This is a genomic window from Gottfriedia luciferensis, assembly GCF_002156865.1.
GTDB classification, from domain to species: Bacteria; Bacillota; Bacilli; order Bacillales; family Bacillaceae_G; genus Gottfriedia; species Gottfriedia luciferensis.
This window is the reverse complement of the sequence record NZ_NCTA01000008.1, coordinates 93,904-111,152: the sequence shown is the minus strand read 5'-3', so window position 1 is coordinate 111,152 and position 17,249 is coordinate 93,904. Positions and strand designations below refer to the sequence as shown.

The following is a 17,249-nucleotide window of genomic DNA, read 5'->3' as shown; positions in this document are numbered from 1 at the left end:
TTCCCATAGGAGTCGAGCATCCTTTCGTTCCAATAAACTTATACTGCAATAAAAGTATTCATAAAAAACGATTTAAGTATCCTTTAGTTAGAACAAAATCAGTTTGAACGACAAATTCAAAAAAAGCATCTCTTTTTAAGATTTGAATTCATCTTTCTAAAAAATTAGTATTGAATATTTTCAACTTCTAATCGGAGCATACTCTGATTTTTGAGACTTTGTCTACACACTAAGAGGATTCCTCAAATGAAGAATCCTCTTTCATCATTTTATTTTATATTTGATGGTATTACTCCGTCTGGGCTAACTAATGAAACTGCATAGTCATCAGTAAAAACAAAATTTGCAATATCATTTACTTTGTCAATTGTTACAACATCAATTAATTGAATAATTTCATCTAATGAACGATGTTGTCCAAGCATTAATTCATTTTTACCGTTACGGCTCATTCTACTATTTGTACTTTCTAATCCTAACATTAGATTACCTTTTAATTGCTCTTTACAGTTGTTTAATTCTTTTTCTGTAATTCCATCTGCCTTTAATATTTTTAAAGTGTCTTGAATTGTTTCAAATAATTGATTTACTTGGCTTTTTCCAGTACCAGCATAGATTGCTACCATTCCACTATCTTGATAAGCTGAATGGTATGAGAATACCGAATATGCTAGACCTTTTTGTTCTCGAACATCTTGGAATAAACGACTGCTCATACTTCCACCAAGTATATTATTTAAAGCAATTAACGAATACAGATCCTCATGACCTAGTTCAAGTCCTCTATATCCTACACATAAATGTGCTTGCTCTGTTTCTTTCTTACGTGAGATCTGACCATGGTGAATCGTTGGAATTCCAAAGCTAATTTCTTTCTTTTTGCCTTCGTAATGACCAAATATTTCTTCAATACGTTGAATAAATGATTCTTCAATATTTCCAGCAACCGAAATAACGACTTGATCTGGCGTATAAAAATCCTTCATATATTGACGTAAAGTATCGCCATTAAATGATTTTAGTGTTTCCTCTGTGCCTAAAATTGGATAACCAAGAGGATGCGTTTCGTATATAACTTTCGTTAATAAGTCATGAACTAAATCATCTGGCGTATCATCATACATTTTAATTTCTTCTAATACTACATTTTTTTCTTTTTCTAATTCACCCTCATCGAAAGTCGAATTAAAAAACATATCTCCTAAAACATCTAAAGCATAATCCGCGTGAGTATCTAATACTTTTGCGTAATAACAAGTATATTCCTTTGAAGTAAATGCATTTACTTGACCACCGATTGAATCAAAGCTTTCGGCAATTTCTTTTGCATTACGAGTTTTTGTACCTTTAAAAAACATATGCTCAAGAAAATGTGAAACCCCATTTAATTCTTGTGTTTCATTACTTGAACCTGTTTTAATCCAAACACCAAGAGCCACTGAGCGAACAGTTGGAATATTTTCTATTACTACCCTTACTCCATTTTTACAAGTATGTCGAACAATCATGTAATGCCTCCTATGTATACACCATCTATTTACAATTGTAATAAGATTGAAAAATTTACTTTATTTTACAATCATCTTAACAAAGCTGAAATCAATTGTCATTTGTTTTCGACTTTTTTAATTGTATCGTACCGTTTTTCATCTAATAAAGTTGAAATATTTACAACTTTTCGTCCTGATGCTTCTATTTTTGTTAATAGTTCATCAAGTGCATCAGCTGTCGGTTTAGTTGGATGCATAAGAACAATGGTTCCATTCTCTACTTTTTTCATTACACGATAAATAATGACCTCTTTTGGTGGTTTCTGCCAATCTATTGTATCAGCAGTCCACATGATTGTACTTAAACCTAAGTTTGAAGCAATCTTTACGACTTCGTCACGATAGCTACCGCTTGGAGGGGCAAACCATACAACTTTTTGATCAGTAGTAGCTAATATAACTGAATTTGTTTCTACTATTTCATTTTTAATTTCTTGACTTCCTAATCTTGCCATATCAGGATGTGTATATGAGTGATTTCCTACTTCTTGATTCGCAGCAGTTATTAGTTGTGCGAGCGTAGGGTTATTTTTTACCCATCTACCTTCTAAAAAAAATGTTGCTTTTGCATTATGCTTCTTTAATACTTCTAACATTTTTGGTATATATTCATTGCCCCATGCAACATTAATCGTAAATGCTACTAATGGTTTATCAGGATTGCCTTTATATACCGGTGATGGAGGTAAATCACTTAAGTGAATTTTTGGAGAAACTTCTTTAAGTACTAATTTATTCTTATCAAACTTTTTTAGCTTCTTCATTTTTGCATAGGATGCGTTAATATCTACCTTTAATCCGTTATAACCGGGAATTGCCTTCCAAACTGAGTCAACGTAGGCATCCTTTGGAGCGATTTCATAAGAAGGCGCTTTTGACTTTATTTCTTCATATAATGCATTTGTTTTAGCTGTCACAATCGACGACTTCGAAGTTAACTTCCCAACATAGTGATTTGTAAATTGATTATTTACGACTAAAATAGAAAGAAATAATGCAACAATTAAAGCTAAGACTTTTAACCGACTTCTACTCATTTCCTGACACCCTCCTACTAGAAGGAATATGATTTTTTTTATAAAATAGAACAAGCTTTCTACTAAATTGTTGGACAGAAATAATTTTTAAAACAAATTTATTAGTACTACTCTAGTTCCATTTTTCTTATTGTAACCAAAAATATTTTAGCCACACGTTAAGAATAGAAAAAAATAGAAATAAGATTGTTTGAAGGATAAGTATGAAAAAATAAAAAAACAGGCACAAATTATATGCCTGTTTTGCTGTTGAAAAGCGCTTTTTACTATTTTAGCCTTTCGAAGTCATAAACTAAAAAACTGTAAAGGTATATAACCTTTACAGTTTCCGGTCTTACGATTGTCAGGGCTTAACAGAAGCCTCCGTTTTTTATTGTTGCTCAGCTTTTTCTCTTTGCTCTTTTAATACAGCTTTGCGTGATAAGTTAACACGGCCTTGTTTATCGATTTCAGTTACTTTTACAAGGATTTCGTCGCCGATTGAAAGTACGTCTTCAACTTTTGCAACGCGTTCTTCTGCAAGTTCAGAAATGTGTACTAAGCCATCTTTTCCTGCAAAGATTTCAACGAAAGCACCGAATTTTTCAATTCGTTTTACTTTACCCATGTATAGTTGTCCAACTTCAACTTCACGAACTAGGTCTTCAATAATTTGTTTTGCACGTTCATTCATCGGTTGATCTACTGAAGAGATAAATACTGTTCCGTCTTGTTCGATGTCAATTTTTACGCCAGTTTCTTCAATAATTTTATTGATTTGTTTACCACCTGGTCCGATAACATCTTTAATTTTATCTGGGTTGATTGTCATCATTAAGATTTTTGGAGCAAATTCAGATAATGCTGTTCTTGGTTCACTAATTGTTGCCAGCATTGAATCAAGTATTTGCATACGTCCAATTTTAGCTTGTTCTAATGCTTCTTTTAAAATTTGTTCAGATAAACCTTCAATTTTAATGTCCATTTGAAGTGCAGTTACACCTTTTGCAGTACCTGCAACTTTAAAGTCCATATCACCTAAATGATCTTCCATACCTTGAATATCTGTAAGAACTGAATAGTGCTCACCAGATTTGATTAATCCCATCGCAATACCTGCAACTGGTGCTTTAATTGGTACACCTGCATCCATCATTGCTAACGTACTTGCACAAATACTTGCTTGTGATGTTGAACCATTTGATTCAAGAACTTCAGAAACTAGACGGATTGTATATGGGAAGTCTTTTTGATCTGGAATACTTGGTTCAAGAGCTCTTTCACCTAGTGCTCCATGTCCAATTTCACGACGACCTGGTCCACGAATTGGTCCTGTTTCCCCAACACTAAATTGTGGGAAATTGTAATGATGCATAAATCGTTTTGATTCTTCAATACCTAAACCATCAAGAATTTGAACGTCTCCTAAAGCACCTAGTGTACAAATACTTAATGCTTGGGTTTGTCCACGAGTGAATAATCCAGATCCGTGCGTACGTGGTAGTAAACCAACTTGCGATGATAATGGACGAATTTCATCTAACTTTCTTCCATCAGGACGAACTTTATCAACTGTAATTAATCGACGAACTTCCTCTTTTACAAGCATTGAAAGGATTTCTTTAACTTGTCCAATTGTTTCTTCGTCTGCTTCATTTTCTTCGAACTGAAGAACAACGCGTTCTTTCACTTCATTTATCGCAGCTTCACGAGCATGTTTTTCATGTACTTGAATTGCTGCGTTTAATTCTTCTTCACAAATTTCACGGATTTGTTTTTCTAAATCCGCATCAAGTTCATGAAGCTTAACTTCCATTTTTTCTTTTCCAATTTTTGCTACGATTTCTTCTTGGAATGCAATTAATTTTTTAATTTCTTCATGACCAAACATAATTGCTTCTAACATTACTTCTTCTGGTACTTCGTTAGCCCCAGCTTCAACCATGTTAATTGCATCTTTCGTACCAGCAACTGTTAAGTGAATGTCACTGTTTTCAGCTTGCTCAACAGATGGATTAATAAAGAATTCACCGTTTATACGTCCCACTACAACACCAGCAATCGGGCCGTTAAAAGGAATATCTGATACACATAGAGCTAATGAACTACCAAACATCGCTGCCATTTCTGAAGAACAATCTTGATCAACGCTCATTACCATACTGATTACTTGAACTTCATTACGGAATCCATCTGCAAATAATGGACGTATTGGGCGGTCAATTAAACGGCTCGCTAAGATTGCTTTCTCACTTGGTCTACCTTCACGCTTAATAAAGCCTCCAGGAATTTTACCTACTGCATATAAACGCTCTTCGTAGTTAACAGTTAAAGGGAAAAAGCTTACTTTTTTAGGTTCTTTTGAAGCAGTTGCTGTTGATAGAACGACAGTGTCTTCGTATCTTACTAAAACTGCTCCATTTGCTTGCTTCGCTAATTGTCCTACTTCTACAGTAAGAGTTTTACCAGCAAGCTCCGTGGAAAAAACGTGCTTTTGTTGTTCCATATGGTATAAATACCCCTCTCTACATTACAATTCATTGTTTAATTAATTATGTAAAAATTATCATATATTCTCTATTATCTCCTATGTTAAGCAAAGAAATCAACTAACGAGAAAAAGAGACGTAAATTTTTATAAATTTTAACATTATTTTATGTCGATATGTATAAGAAAAAGCGGGAAGAATCCCGCTTTTCCTAAAAGTATCAAATTAATACTCGAAATTAACGACGTAAACCTAATTTTGTAATTAATTCACGGTAACGAGTAATGTCTTTGTTACGTAAGTAGTTAAGTAAGTTACGACGCTTACCAACCATTTTTAATAAACCACGACGAGAGTGGTGATCTTTTTTGTGAGTACGTAAGTGCCCATTTAAAGAGTTGATGTTTTCAGTTAAAACTGCAATTTGAACTTCTGGAGAACCAGTATCGTTTGCATGAGTTTTATAAGTGCTGATAATTTCGTTTTTACGTTCTTGAGTTAAAGCCATGTTTTTTCACCTCATAATATTATTGTTGAACACCTATCACCTAGCAGTCGTCGGTGAGTCGATTTGCCAAGCAACGGTTTTTCAAATACGTTCTTAATTCTACAATGTTTTCATCATAAAAGCAAGTATTCTAGTTTAGTTCTCTAAAATAACTTTTAACTGTTTCACGATCTTTTTGTAATTGATCGATTAGTTCATTTATACCATTAAATTTCTTTTCATCACGAATTCTTGCATACCAAAAAATTTCAACTTCTTTACCGTAAATATCCTCATTAAAATCAAAAATATTTACTTCAATTGTTTGTTTTTGGAATTCATGATAAAAAGTCGGTTTGTATCCGATATTACACATGCCTTCATACATCTCACCGTTTACAATACATTTTACCGCGTATACACCTAGTGATGGTAAAGCGTATGGAACGGAAACTGAAATATTAGCCGTTGGAAAGCCGATTGTTCTACCACGTTTGTCACCGTCAACTACTATTCCTTTGATTTGATAATGTCTACCAAGTAGATGAGCAGCTTCTTCCATTTCTCCAGCCTTAATCGCTCCTCTTATACGAGTTGAACTAACTTTTTCATCGTCCAAAACGTATTTTGAAACTGTTGTTTGCGTAAATTCATCTCTCGAATGAAAAGGCATTGATTCCATTGTACCCTTCCCAAATTTACCAAATGAAAAATCGAAACCAGCAACAACATGCTTGGCATTTAAAGAAATAATATATTGATCCACAAATTCTTGTGGTAGGAGACTAGCAAATTCCTCTGAAAATTCAACAATAAATAATTGGTCTACACCAAGTTTCTCCATCCACTTCACTTTTAGTTCCAAAGGCGTCAAATAAGAAATCGATTCATCTCGATTTCCAAGAATTGCTGAAGGGTGCGGGTCAAATGTCATTACTGATAATAATAACCCTTTTTCGTCAGCAAGTTCCTTGGCAGTTTTAATGACTTGTTGATGTCCCTTATGAACACCATCAAAAAAGCCAAGTGCTAAGACTGTTTCTTTGTAATCTTCTTTTTTTATTGAATGAGGATGGGTGATTTTTATTATTCTTGTCATTTTTATCACCTTTTCTATAATCAATTCTCTTTTCCCATTATAGAACAATGAATAAAATTTATATAGTTTTTTCTATTGATTATGAAACACTCTTGTTGGTTTAATTACTTTATTATTTTTAGGATTAGGAGTATACATTGCTATGATTTTGTTGTTATCATTGTATACGGCAATGAATTCTCCTTCTTTACAATTCATATTATTTGGAAAGAAACCACCATTAAATACTTTTACTTCCTCTTCAGGATTAACATCCAAGCGTGGATATTCACTTAGTGCCTGCTCCATCGATAACATTACGTTATTAATTGTATCTGTAGAAGTATGCTCTTCTAATTCTTCGAATGTTACACAATCATCAATGGAAAATGCGCCTGCTTTTGTTCTAGTTAAGTAAGACATATGGGCTGGAAAACCTAAAATCTCTCCAATTTGAACTGCCAAAGTTCTTATATATGTACCTTTACTACAGAAAACTTCAAACTTAAACGAGATTGTATCCCCTTCAAATATTTCCCGATCATCTAATAAAGTAATCTCAAAAATTGTAACTGTTCTAGTTGGACGTTCAACTTCAAGACCAGCTCTTGCATATTCATATAACTTTTTTCCATTCACTTTTACAGCTGAGTACATAGGAGGTGTTTGTTGGATTTCGCCTGTCAATTGATTTAAAACTTTTAATACTTCTTCACGAGTAATGATTCGATTAACTTTCTTTTGATCAATTATTTCACCGTGTGCGTCTTCAGTTGTTGTAGAAAAACCTAGTGTAATTTCACCTATATACTTTTTTCGATCATCTGTTAAATAAGGAATTAGCTTTGTAGCTTCACCTACGCAAATTGGTAAAACTCCTGTTACTTCTGGATCTAATGTGCCTGTATGCCCTACTTTTTTTGTCTTTAAAATCTTTCTAATTTTAAAAACACAATCATGAGAGGTCAGACCTGCCGGTTTATTTAGTGCTATAACACCATTCATCTTATCACCTATTAATTATTTTTTTGCATAGTTGAAAAATTGTTGATATAAAACAGTCATTTTATGATGAAAAATGGATAGACGAATCAATCGCCTATCCATTCATTATCAGTTATTCTCTTTATTAATTTGAGTTAGCAATGTTTCAATACGATTACCATAATCGACTGATTCATCAAATTCAAAAATTAATTCTGGAGTCTTACGTAATCGAATACGTTGACCAATTTCAGAACGAATAAATCCTTTTGCTTTCGCTAATCCAATTAATGTATTTTGACGTTGTTCATCGTCACCTAATACTGAAATATAGACTTTAGCTTGTTGAAGGTCTCCTGTTACTTGAACATCAGTTACAGTTACGAAGCCGATTCTTGGATCCTTAATTTTTCTGCCTATTATTTCACCAAGCTCTTTCTTCATTTGTTCCCCAACACGATGTGCTCTTACTTTCATTATTTTCACCTCTATCTTACAAAGCAAAACAATTCGTGCTATACAAGTAGTTTAACTAATTGTATTCTTAATTATTTATAATCCTAGACGTATCCATTAATTAGTAACGTCTGATTTTATAAACAGTTTCGTTTCAGGCGTTAGTGAACACCTTGCACATTTCTATTTATCGCTTAATTTCTTCCATCACGTAAGCTTCAATAATGTCGCCTTCTTTGATGTCATTGTATTTTTCAATTGTAATACCACATTCGTAGTTTGTTGCAACTTCTTTTACGTCATCTTTAAAACGTTTTAATGTATCTAATTGTCCTTCGAATACAACGATTCCGTCACGAATTAAACGAACTCCGCTGTCGCGAGTGATTTTTCCATCAATTACATAACAACCAGCAATTGTACCAACTTTTGATACTTTGAATACTTGACGAACTTCTGCCTGACCGATTACTTTTTCTTCGAATTCTGGGTCTAACATACCTTTCATCGCAGCTTCAATTTCTTCAATTGCTTTGTAAATAATACGATGTAAACGAATATCTACATTTTCTAAATCAGCCGTACGTTTTGCATTTACATCAGGACGTACATTAAATCCGATTATAATTGCATTTGATGCAGAAGCTAAAATTACGTCTGATTCTGTAATTGCACCAGCACCAGTGTGAATAATTTTAACTTTTACGCCTTCAACTTCAATTTTTTGTAATGAAGCTGCCATCGCTTCTACAGACCCTTGTACGTCTGCTTTAACGATCAGATTAATTTCTTTCACATTACCTTCTTGAATTTGAGCAAATAAATCTTCAAGAGATAATTTTGAGCTTTCGCTACGTTGTTGAAGTACTGCTTTTGAAGCACGTGCTTCCCCAACTTGACGAGCACGTTTCTCGTCAGCAAATACCATAAAGCGGTCACCAGCTTGAGGAACTTCATTTAAACCAGTGATTTCTACTGGTGTTGAAGGACCCGCTTCTTTAATTCGGCGGCCTAGATCATTTACCATCGCACGTACACGACCAAATGAAGTACCAACTACAATTGGATCCCCAACTTTTAATGTACCATTTTGAACTAGTAAAGTAGCAACTGCACCTTTACCTTTATCTAATTCAGCTTCGATAACAGTTCCTAATGCTTTACGTGAAGGATTTGCTTTATACTCTTCTACTTCACTTACTAAAAGAATCATTTCAAGTAACTGGTCAACACCGTTACCATTTAATGCTGAAATTGGAACAAAGATTGTATCTCCACCCCATGCTTCTGACACGATACCATGCTCAGTTAATTCTTGCATAACACGGTCAGGATTTGCAGATTCTTTATCCATTTTATTCACAGCAATGATAATCGGTACCTCAGCTGCTTTAGCGTGGTTAATCGCTTCTACTGTTTGAGGCATTACTCCGTCATCAGCCGCTACTACTATAATTGTAATATCAGTAACTTGAGCTCCACGAGCACGCATTGTTGTAAATGCTGCGTGACCAGGTGTATCTAAGAAAGTAATTTTCTTTCCATCGATATCAACTTGGTATGCACCAATATGTTGAGTGATCCCACCTGCTTCTCCCGCAGTAACTTTCGATTTACGAATATAGTCAAGTAATGTAGTTTTACCATGGTCAACGTGACCCATAATTGTTACAACTGGTGGACGTTCTTTTAAATTTGCTTCGTCATCTTCTTCATCAATGAAGCTTTCGAATTCATTTTCGTCAACAATTACTTCTTCTTCAACTTCAACCCCGTAATCAGCTGCTAGTAATTCAATTGTGTCTTTATCAAGGTCTTGGTTAATTGTTGCCATAATGCCTAACATAAATAATTTTTTAATTAATTCTGATGGTTCTTTACCTAATTTTTTTGCAAGCTCAGATACTTTTAAAGAACCTGAGAAAATAATTTTATTAGAAGTGTTCTCAGTTGAGTTGTTTTTATGATTCATATTTTGATTGCCTTTCTTATTCCCATTCGTTTGTCGATCTTCATTTTGACTGCTTTGCTTTTGGCTGTCAGTCTTTTTCTTTTTATTACTATTTTTTTTACTTTTTACTTTTGTATCTTCTAGTTGGTAGTCTACTTCGAAATCAAGTTCATCACTTGCTTCAACACTAAATGCAGGGATTACCTTTACAGAAGGTTTGGATACATCTTTTTGGGGTTGTTTTATCTCTACAGACTTTGGTTGAAAGCTCTTATTTAATTTTTCAACAATATCCTCTGCAATTGTGGCCATATGATTCTTTACTTCGATTTTTAAATCCTTGAGTCTTTCAATAATTTCCTTACTTGAAACATTTTGCTTTTTAGCATACTCGTAAATTCTTATTTTCGTCATACGTTCACCCCCAGATTAGTCCATTAATTTAATAATGTCTGAAGTTTTGTTGCAAATCCTTGATCAGTTATTGCAACGACCACGCGTGCGTCTTTCCCAATAGCGTGCCCTAATTCATATCGACTTTCAACATAACAAATTGGTGTTTTATAAAAAGTTGTTTTATCTTTAATCTTCTTTGCAGTTAAATCAGAAGCATCCTTTGATAAAATAACTAGTTTTGCTCTTTTTTGCTGAACTTCTTTTACAACTAACTCTTCGCCTGAAACCACTTTACGAGCTCTAGCTGCTAGTCCTAATAATGACAATCCTTTATCAGTCATGCCTTTTCCTTTTCGATAAATGCTAAAAGTTCTGCGTATAGATTAGAATCAATTTTAGCGTTCAATTGCTGTTCTAAAGTATTTTTCTGCTGAGCAAGTTTTACAACTTCCGCAGATTTTGTAAGATAAGCACCACGGCCTGACTTTTTCCCTGTCGGATCGATTGATACTTCTCCTTCTTTCGAACGAACAATTCGAATTAACTCTTTTTTTGGTTTCATTTCTTGTGTAACAACACACTTACGTAATGGTATTTTTCGATTCATGAGTTTACTCACTCCTCATTAAAGTCGTCTGCGTAAGCATCAAAATCATCGTTTTTGATTGTTAATTCTTGTGCCGGTGCTGAATAGTCAATCCCAATTTTATCTGCATCAGATTGTGATTTAATATCAATTTTCCAACCTGTTAAACGAGCAGCTAAACGAGCATTTTGACCTCTTTTTCCAATTGCAAGTGAAAGTTGGTGATCAGGTACAACTACAGTAGTAGCTTTTTCCTCTTCATTTACTAATACTCGAATGACTTGAGAAGGACTTAATGCATTTGCAACGAATTCAACTGGATCTGCAGACCATTTAACAATATCGATTTTTTCACCTTTTAATTCATTTACAATTGATTGAACGCGTTGTCCTTTTTGACCAACACATGCACCAACTGGATCTAAATCAGGATTACTTGTATAAACTGAGATTTTAGAACGGTCGCCTGCTTCACGAGCAACTGAACGAATTTCAACAATTCCATCATAAATTTCAGGTACTTCTGTTTCAAATAAACGCTTTAATAATCCAGGGTGTGTACGTGATACAAAAATTTGTGGACCTTTAGATGTTTTTTCAACTTTTGTAACAAATACTTTAATGCGATCATGGATTTTGTATTTCTCTGTTGGGATCTGTTCTGTTACAGGAAGTACAGCTTCTATTTTACCTAAGTTTACATAAATTGCACGTGAATCGATACGTTGAACAGTTCCAGTCATCATATCTTCTTGGCGGTCAATGTATTCAGAATAAATAACACCGCGTTCTGCTTCACGAACTCTTTGAGTAACTACTTGTTTAGCAGTAGTTGCAGCAACTCGCCCAAAGTCTTTTGGTGTAACTTCTAACTCAATGATATCTCCAACCATGAAGTTAGGATTATGTTGTTGCGCTTCTTCAACAGTAATTTCTAAACGAGTATCAAACACATTGCTTACAACTTCTTTTCTAGCAAAGACACGAATTGAACCATTATGTAGGTTAAAATCAACTCGGACGTTTTGTGCTTGATTAAAATTACGTTTATAAGCCGAAATTAAAGCTGCTTCGATCGCTTCAATTACTACATCTTTACTAATTCCTTTTTCTCTTTCAATTATTTCTAATGCTGTTAATAACTCCGAACTCATTAAAAGTACCCCCTACTTAAAAAAACGTAACAGCAAGTCTTGCACTTGCGATTTTTGGTGTTGGAATTGAAATGATTTTTTTTCTTGTTTTAATTGTTAGCTCTAATTGAACTTCCTCAGAAGAATAAGCTAATAATTTTCCTTCAAATTTCTTTTCATCTAAGATTGGTTCATATGTTTTAATAAAAACTTGCTTTCCAATCGCTTTAATAAAGTCTTGTTCTTTCTTTAATGGACGTTCTGCACCAGGTGATGAAACATCTAAAAAATAAAGATTTTCGATAGGATCTTTTTCGTCTAAGATTTCACTTAGTTTTTCACTCACTGCAGCACATTGCTCCAAATCAATTCCAGACTCACTATCTATAAATACTCGAAGGAACCAATCTTTTCCTTCTTTTACGTATTCTACATCGACTAATTCTAATCCAAGTTGTTCAATTATTGGTTGCGCTAATTCTGTTACAACCTCTGTGACCTTCTTACTCAAGAAGTATCCTCCTTCCAAACATTGCAAGATGAAAATTCCCTGCTACTTAGCAGGGAAATTATCTTTAGTATTTCCAATTTACGCAATAATCGTAACGTAAATTTTAGGTTACGAACAATCCGTAAGAGATGAATTGGGTCATAAGGGTAATAAGAAAGAGCAGGTTGCCCCTGCTCTTCAAAAAAAATCCCGTGCTAAATTACATCTGTATTAACTATATCATAATTCCCAAGTTTTGCAAACTCTTAAAAACCATCGAATAAGGATAATTGATTTTGATCAGGTAAATTTTGTAAACACCCTTGCTTATCTAGGTACTCTAATACTGTTTTTGAGATTTTACTTCTTTGTTGTAAGTCTTCCTTAGAAAGGAACTCACCGTCTTCTCTAGCTGTAACAATATTTTTAGCAGCATTTGTACCTAAACCAGGTATTGAGTTAAATGGAGGAATTAGTTTATTACCATTTACTAAAAATTCATCTGCACTCGAGCGGTACAAATCGATTTTTTCGAATGAAAAACCTCTTTCGCACATTTCTAGTGCTAACTCTAATACAGTCATTAAGTTTCTTTCTTTTACAGATGCGTCTAGACCTTTTATGGCAATTTCATCAATTTTGACTTTGATTGTACTTGGACCTGCTACCATCGCTTCAATATCAAAATCTTCGGCACGGACTGTGAAGTATGCTGCATAATAAAGAATTGGATGATGAACTTTGAAATAGGCAATACGTACCGCCATTAAAACGTAAGCAGCGGCGTGTGCTTTCGGGAACATATACTTAATTTTTTTACAAGAATCAATATACCATGCAGGAACTTTATTATTTCTCATTTCTTCTTCCCACTCAGGAGGTACACCTTTCCCTTTACGTACTGATTCCATTATTTTAAACGCTAACGAAGGTTCTAATCCTTGATAAATTAAGTAAACCATAATGTCATCACGACAACCAATTACTTCTGATAGAGTACATGTACCGCTGTTAATTAATTCTGACGCATTACCTAACCATACATCTGTACCATGCGATAATCCAGAAATTTGAACTAGCTCTGAGAATGTAGAAGGTTTTGTATCTTCTAACATTTGACGAACGAATTTCGTACCAAATTCAGGAATGCCATAAGTTCCTGTTTTACATCCTATTTGTTCTTCAGAAACACCTAATGGTTCAGGACCTGCAAATATTTTCATTACTTCCGGATCATCTGTAGGTATTGTCTTAGGATCAATTCCACTTAAGTCTTGTAGCATACGGATAACGGTTGGATCATCGTGTCCTAGAATATCAAGTTTTAATAAATTATCGTGAATTGAATGGAAATCAAAATGTGTCGTTTTCCATTCTGATTTTACATCGTCAGCTGGGAATTGAATTGGAGAAAAATCATATATGTCCATATAATCTGGAACTACGATAATTCCACCAGGGTGTTGCCCAGTCGTTCTTTTTACACCAGTACATCCCATTGCCAAACGATCAAATTCTGCTCCTCTTAACATTAAGTTATGATCATTCGCATAACCTCTCACATAACCGTATGCCGTTTTATCCGCAACAGTACCAATCGTACCAGCACGATATACATAGTCCTCACCAAAAAGTACTTTCGTATAATTATGTGCAGTTGGCTGATATTCACCACTAAAGTTCAAATCGATATCGGGAACTTTATCCCCTTTAAATCCAAGGAACGTTTCGAATGGGATATCATGACCATCTTTTTTATAGGCAGTTCCACATTCAGGACAATCTTTATTCGGTAAATCAAAACCAGAACCGACAGAACCATCATTAAAAAACTCTGAATGCTTACAATTTGGACAAACATAATGCGGTGGAAGTGGATTTACTTCAGTAATTTCTGTCATAGTAGCTACTAATGATGAACCTACAGATCCCCTTGAACCAACTAGGTATCCATCATCAAGTGATTTTTTTACTAGCTTATGCGAAATTAAGTAAATTACGGCAAATCCATGACCGATAATACTTTTTAATTCTTTTTCGAGACGAGCTTCCACAATTTCAGGTAATTGCTCACCATAAATCGATCGTGCCATTTGATAGCTCATTTCACGAACTTCATCTTCTGCACCTTCAATTTTTGGCGTATATAAGTCATCCTTAATTGGTTTAATATCCTCAATTAAACTTGAGATTTTTTGTGTATTGGTTACGACAATTTCTTTCGCTTTTTCTTCACCTAAAAAGGCAAAAGCAGATAACATTTCAGTAGTTGTTCTAAAATGGACATCTGGTAAACGATGTCGATTTAATGGATTTGCTCCACCTTGGGAACCGACTAAAATTTTACGATAGATTTGATCTTCTTTTTGTAAATGATGAACATTCCCTGTAGCTACTACTGTTTTTTCTACTTTTTCAGCCATTTTTACAAGTTTGGAAATAACTTCTCTTAAATGTTGTTCATTACGAACAATTTCTAATTCTACTAAATGTAGTAATGTTTCTGGTGGCATTACTTCGATATAATCATAAAATTCCATTAGCTTTTCAGCTTCTTCAGGAGACTTTTGAACACTCGCTTCAAAAACTTCCCCTTTATCACATGCAGATCCAACCAATAACCCTTCACGATGCTTAACTAATAATGATCTAGGTACTCTAGGAACTCTGTGATGGTAATGAATATGAGAATAAGAAACAATTTTAAATAAGTTTTTTAGTCCAACCTCATTTGTTGCTAATAGCGTTGCGTGTGATGGTCTAGCACGTTTATATGCATCACCTTTACCCATATTGTTATTTAACTCATCATGGTAATTCATATCCTGCTCAGCTGCATCTTTAAGCATTTTAATTAACAGGAATCCTGTCGCTTCAGCGTCATAGATTGCACGGTGATGTTGTGTTAAATTAATATCGAACTTTTTACAAAGTGTATTTAATCGATAGTTTTTAAAGTCTGGATAAAGGGTTCTAGCAAGCTCAAGCGTATCAATTACTCCATTATTTGTAATCCCTATTTCGTATTTTTTAAATCCCATTTGAATAAAGCCCATATCAAATGAAGCATTGTGAGCAACTAATATTCCATCTTCCATCCACTCTTTAAATTCTCGAAGTACGACGTCCACATTAGGAGCATCCTTGACCATTTCATCTGTAATACCCGTCAGCTCAATTGTCGTTGCAGATAAAGGATGGTGCGGGTTTGCAAATCGTTCAAATCGATCGATTATTTCACCCTTATGAATTTTAACAGCGGCTAATTCAATGATCGTGTCGTATACTGCAGAAAGACCCGTTGTTTCTACGTCAAATACAACATATGTTGCATCTTCTAAAGAAATATGAGAAGGATTATATGCAGTCGGTACACCATCATTAACAAGATTTATTTCAACACCGTATAATATTTTTACGCCATGTTTTTTACCTGCGCCAAATGCTTCTGGAAAAGCTTGTACAACTGCATGATCTGTAATCGCAACGGCTTCATGTCCAAATTTACTTGCTTGTTTAACTAAGTCACCTGCTGACACAACTGAATCCATTTGACTCATATGAGTATGTGCATGTAGCTCAATTCTACGTTCGCCTTCTTTGGCTTCATCTTTACGTTCATCTGGAGTAATTTCATTTATATCATTTGCAATCATGACTAAATCGCGAACGAATGTATCATTTTGAACTGATCCTCTTACTTTTACCCACATACCCTTTTTAATTTTATTTAACATCGGGATGTCTTCTTTATCACGAGAGAACATTTTTACTAAAATCGAACTTGTATAATCCGTTATTTTAAATGTAATTAATACACGTCCACTCTTTAATTCACGTATTTCAGAATCAAAAACAAAACCTTGTAGTACGACACGTTTTTCTTCTTCAATAATAGAAGAAATTGTATTTATTTCAGTTTCTTTAATATAATAACCGACAACAAGAGGTCCTTGTGGTTCTTCACCTTCAGCGTCTTCTGCCTCTCTCTTATCTAATTCGACTAAGACTTCCATTGCTCTTTTACGATCTTCTTCAGCTTTTTTCTCTAAAAACTCAGCTTTAATCTCGACATTATCTTTAATCGTATTTTCAAAAAACAGCTTTGGAAAGCCTACGTTTTGATATAATTCTTGAAGCTGTGGAACATATCTACTATTAAATGTATTTTCTTCAATAATGCTATTTAAAGCGATATTAACTTTATTTTTTTCAACAGCTGGCACAGCTTCTTCTATATGTTGTAGAATTGGTGATTTTGACTCAACTGATTGAACCATAAACGACCAGTAATCTACCACTTTTTGTTCATCAACATTTGGATTATCTGTTTTAATTAAAACAGATACATCTGCTATATGGTTAAAAGTTCTCAATAAACTTGTAACAAATACTTGAAACGTTGCGAATGGTAAAACATTTTCAACTTTAAATGTAAATTGCCATTTTCTTTCGCTTTTATTTACTTCAAGATTTACGATTTCTCCATTATTAAAATACATTTCTCGCATTTCAGCTGGAAATTGAAGCTGATCTAATAATAGTTGAAAACGCTCCTGACGAGTTTGTCCCATTTTTTCACCAACCTTAAAAAAAATTGCAACGAAAATGCCAAACATAACACAGAAAGTAC

Annotated in this window: 13 protein-coding genes; all 13 read right to left on the bottom strand. The window is 34.1% G+C overall.

Going from position 1 to position 17,249, the window contains the following annotated elements; all coding sequences use genetic code 11:
- Positions 1-269: 269 nt before the first annotated feature.
- The 13 genes from B7R67_RS08785 to B7R67_RS08725 all read right to left on the bottom strand — a co-directional run bounded on the left by B7R67_RS08785 (position 270) and on the right by B7R67_RS08725 (position 17,190).
- Positions 270-1,508 (bottom strand): M16 family metallopeptidase, encoded by a 1,239-nt coding sequence (locus tag B7R67_RS08785; RefSeq protein WP_088069539.1) that lies wholly within the window; start codon positions 1,506-1,508, stop codon positions 270-272.
- A gap of 98 nt (positions 1,509-1,606) precedes the next feature.
- The gene (locus tag B7R67_RS08780; RefSeq protein WP_088069537.1) at positions 1,607-2,587 is read right to left on the bottom strand and encodes a polysaccharide deacetylase family protein; all 981 of its coding nucleotides are present in this window, start codon (positions 2,585-2,587) and stop codon (positions 1,607-1,609) included.
- 370 nt (positions 2,588-2,957) lie between these two features.
- Positions 2,958-5,072 carry a polyribonucleotide nucleotidyltransferase gene (gene pnp, locus B7R67_RS08775; protein ID WP_088069536.1) on the bottom strand — a complete coding sequence of 705 codons (2,115 nt, stop codon included), beginning with the start codon at positions 5,070-5,072 and terminating at the stop codon, positions 2,958-2,960.
- A gap of 221 nt (positions 5,073-5,293) precedes the next feature.
- The gene (gene rpsO, locus B7R67_RS08770; protein ID WP_087998503.1) at positions 5,294-5,563 is read right to left on the bottom strand and encodes a 30S ribosomal protein S15; all 270 of its coding nucleotides are present in this window, start codon (positions 5,561-5,563) and stop codon (positions 5,294-5,296) included.
- A 130-nt stretch (positions 5,564-5,693) separates the two neighbouring features.
- Entirely contained in the window at positions 5,694-6,641 is a 948-nt protein-coding gene (gene ribF, locus B7R67_RS08765) for a bifunctional riboflavin kinase/FAD synthetase (protein WP_088069534.1), read from the bottom strand.
- 72 nt (positions 6,642-6,713) lie between these two features.
- Entirely contained in the window at positions 6,714-7,625 is a 912-nt protein-coding gene (truB, locus tag B7R67_RS08760) for a tRNA pseudouridine(55) synthase TruB (RefSeq protein ID WP_088069532.1), read from the bottom strand.
- A 108-nt stretch (positions 7,626-7,733) separates the two neighbouring features.
- Positions 7,734-8,081, bottom strand: coding sequence for a 30S ribosome-binding factor RbfA (gene rbfA / locus B7R67_RS08755; protein WP_025568543.1), 348 nt, complete (start codon positions 8,079-8,081; stop codon positions 7,734-7,736).
- Between the two features lie 166 nt (positions 8,082-8,247).
- Complete coding sequence (gene infB, locus B7R67_RS08750; protein WP_088069530.1) at positions 8,248-10,425, bottom strand: translation initiation factor IF-2; 2,178 nt, start codon at positions 10,423-10,425, stop codon at positions 8,248-8,250.
- 23 nt (positions 10,426-10,448) lie between these two features.
- Positions 10,449-10,748, bottom strand: coding sequence for a YlxQ family RNA-binding protein (locus B7R67_RS08745; RefSeq protein ID WP_088069528.1), 300 nt, complete (start codon positions 10,746-10,748; stop codon positions 10,449-10,451).
- A complete protein-coding gene (gene rnpM, locus B7R67_RS08740; RefSeq protein ID WP_088069526.1) occupies positions 10,745-11,014 on the bottom strand; it encodes an RNase P modulator RnpM in 270 nt (89 codons plus the stop codon). The genes B7R67_RS08745 and rnpM overlap by 4 nt, the downstream gene beginning before the upstream one ends.
- An 8-nt stretch (positions 11,015-11,022) precedes the next feature.
- Complete coding sequence (gene nusA, locus B7R67_RS08735; protein WP_088069524.1) at positions 11,023-12,147, bottom strand: transcription termination factor NusA; 1,125 nt, start codon at positions 12,145-12,147, stop codon at positions 11,023-11,025.
- Positions 12,148-12,163: 16 nt separating this feature from the next.
- Positions 12,164-12,637: a ribosome maturation factor RimP gene (gene rimP, locus B7R67_RS08730; RefSeq protein WP_088069522.1), complete on the bottom strand. Its 474-nt coding sequence runs from the start codon at positions 12,635-12,637 to the stop codon at positions 12,164-12,166.
- A 245-nt stretch (positions 12,638-12,882) separates the two neighbouring features.
- On the bottom strand, positions 12,883-17,190 hold the full coding sequence (locus tag B7R67_RS08725; RefSeq protein WP_235822121.1) for a PolC-type DNA polymerase III: 4,308 nt from the start codon (positions 17,188-17,190) through the stop codon (positions 12,883-12,885).
- Positions 17,191-17,249 lie beyond the last annotated feature (59 nt).

Coding starts and splice junctions, on each gene's coding strand:
- B7R67_RS08780 (WP_088069537.1), bottom strand. CDS start 2,587: ATGAGTAGAAGTCGGTTAAAAGTCTTAGCTTTAATTGTTGCATTATTT.
- infB (WP_088069530.1), bottom strand. CDS start 10,425: ATGACGAAAATAAGAATTTACGAGTATGCTAAAAAGCAAAATGTTTCA.
- pnp (WP_088069536.1), bottom strand. CDS start 5,072: ATGGAACAACAAAAGCACGTTTTTTCCACGGAGCTTGCTGGTAAAACT.
- rpsO (WP_087998503.1), bottom strand. CDS start 5,563: ATGGCTTTAACTCAAGAACGTAAAAACGAAATTATCAGCACTTATAAA.
- B7R67_RS08785 (WP_088069539.1), bottom strand. CDS start 1,508: ATGATTGTTCGACATACTTGTAAAAATGGAGTAAGGGTAGTAATAGAA.
- nusA (WP_088069524.1), bottom strand. CDS start 12,147: ATGAGTTCGGAGTTATTAACAGCATTAGAAATAATTGAAAGAGAAAAA.
- rnpM (WP_088069526.1), bottom strand. CDS start 11,014: ATGAATCGAAAAATACCATTACGTAAGTGTGTTGTTACACAAGAAATG.
- truB (WP_088069532.1), bottom strand. CDS start 7,625: ATGAATGGTGTTATAGCACTAAATAAACCGGCAGGTCTGACCTCTCAT.
- B7R67_RS08745 (WP_088069528.1), bottom strand. CDS start 10,748: ATGACTGATAAAGGATTGTCATTATTAGGACTAGCAGCTAGAGCTCGT.
- rbfA (WP_025568543.1), bottom strand. CDS start 8,081: ATGAAAGTAAGAGCACATCGTGTTGGGGAACAAATGAAGAAAGAGCTT.
- B7R67_RS08725 (WP_235822121.1), bottom strand. CDS start 17,190: ATGGGACAAACTCGTCAGGAGCGTTTTCAACTATTATTAGATCAGCTT.
- ribF (WP_088069534.1), bottom strand. CDS start 6,641: ATGACAAGAATAATAAAAATCACCCATCCTCATTCAATAAAAAAAGAA.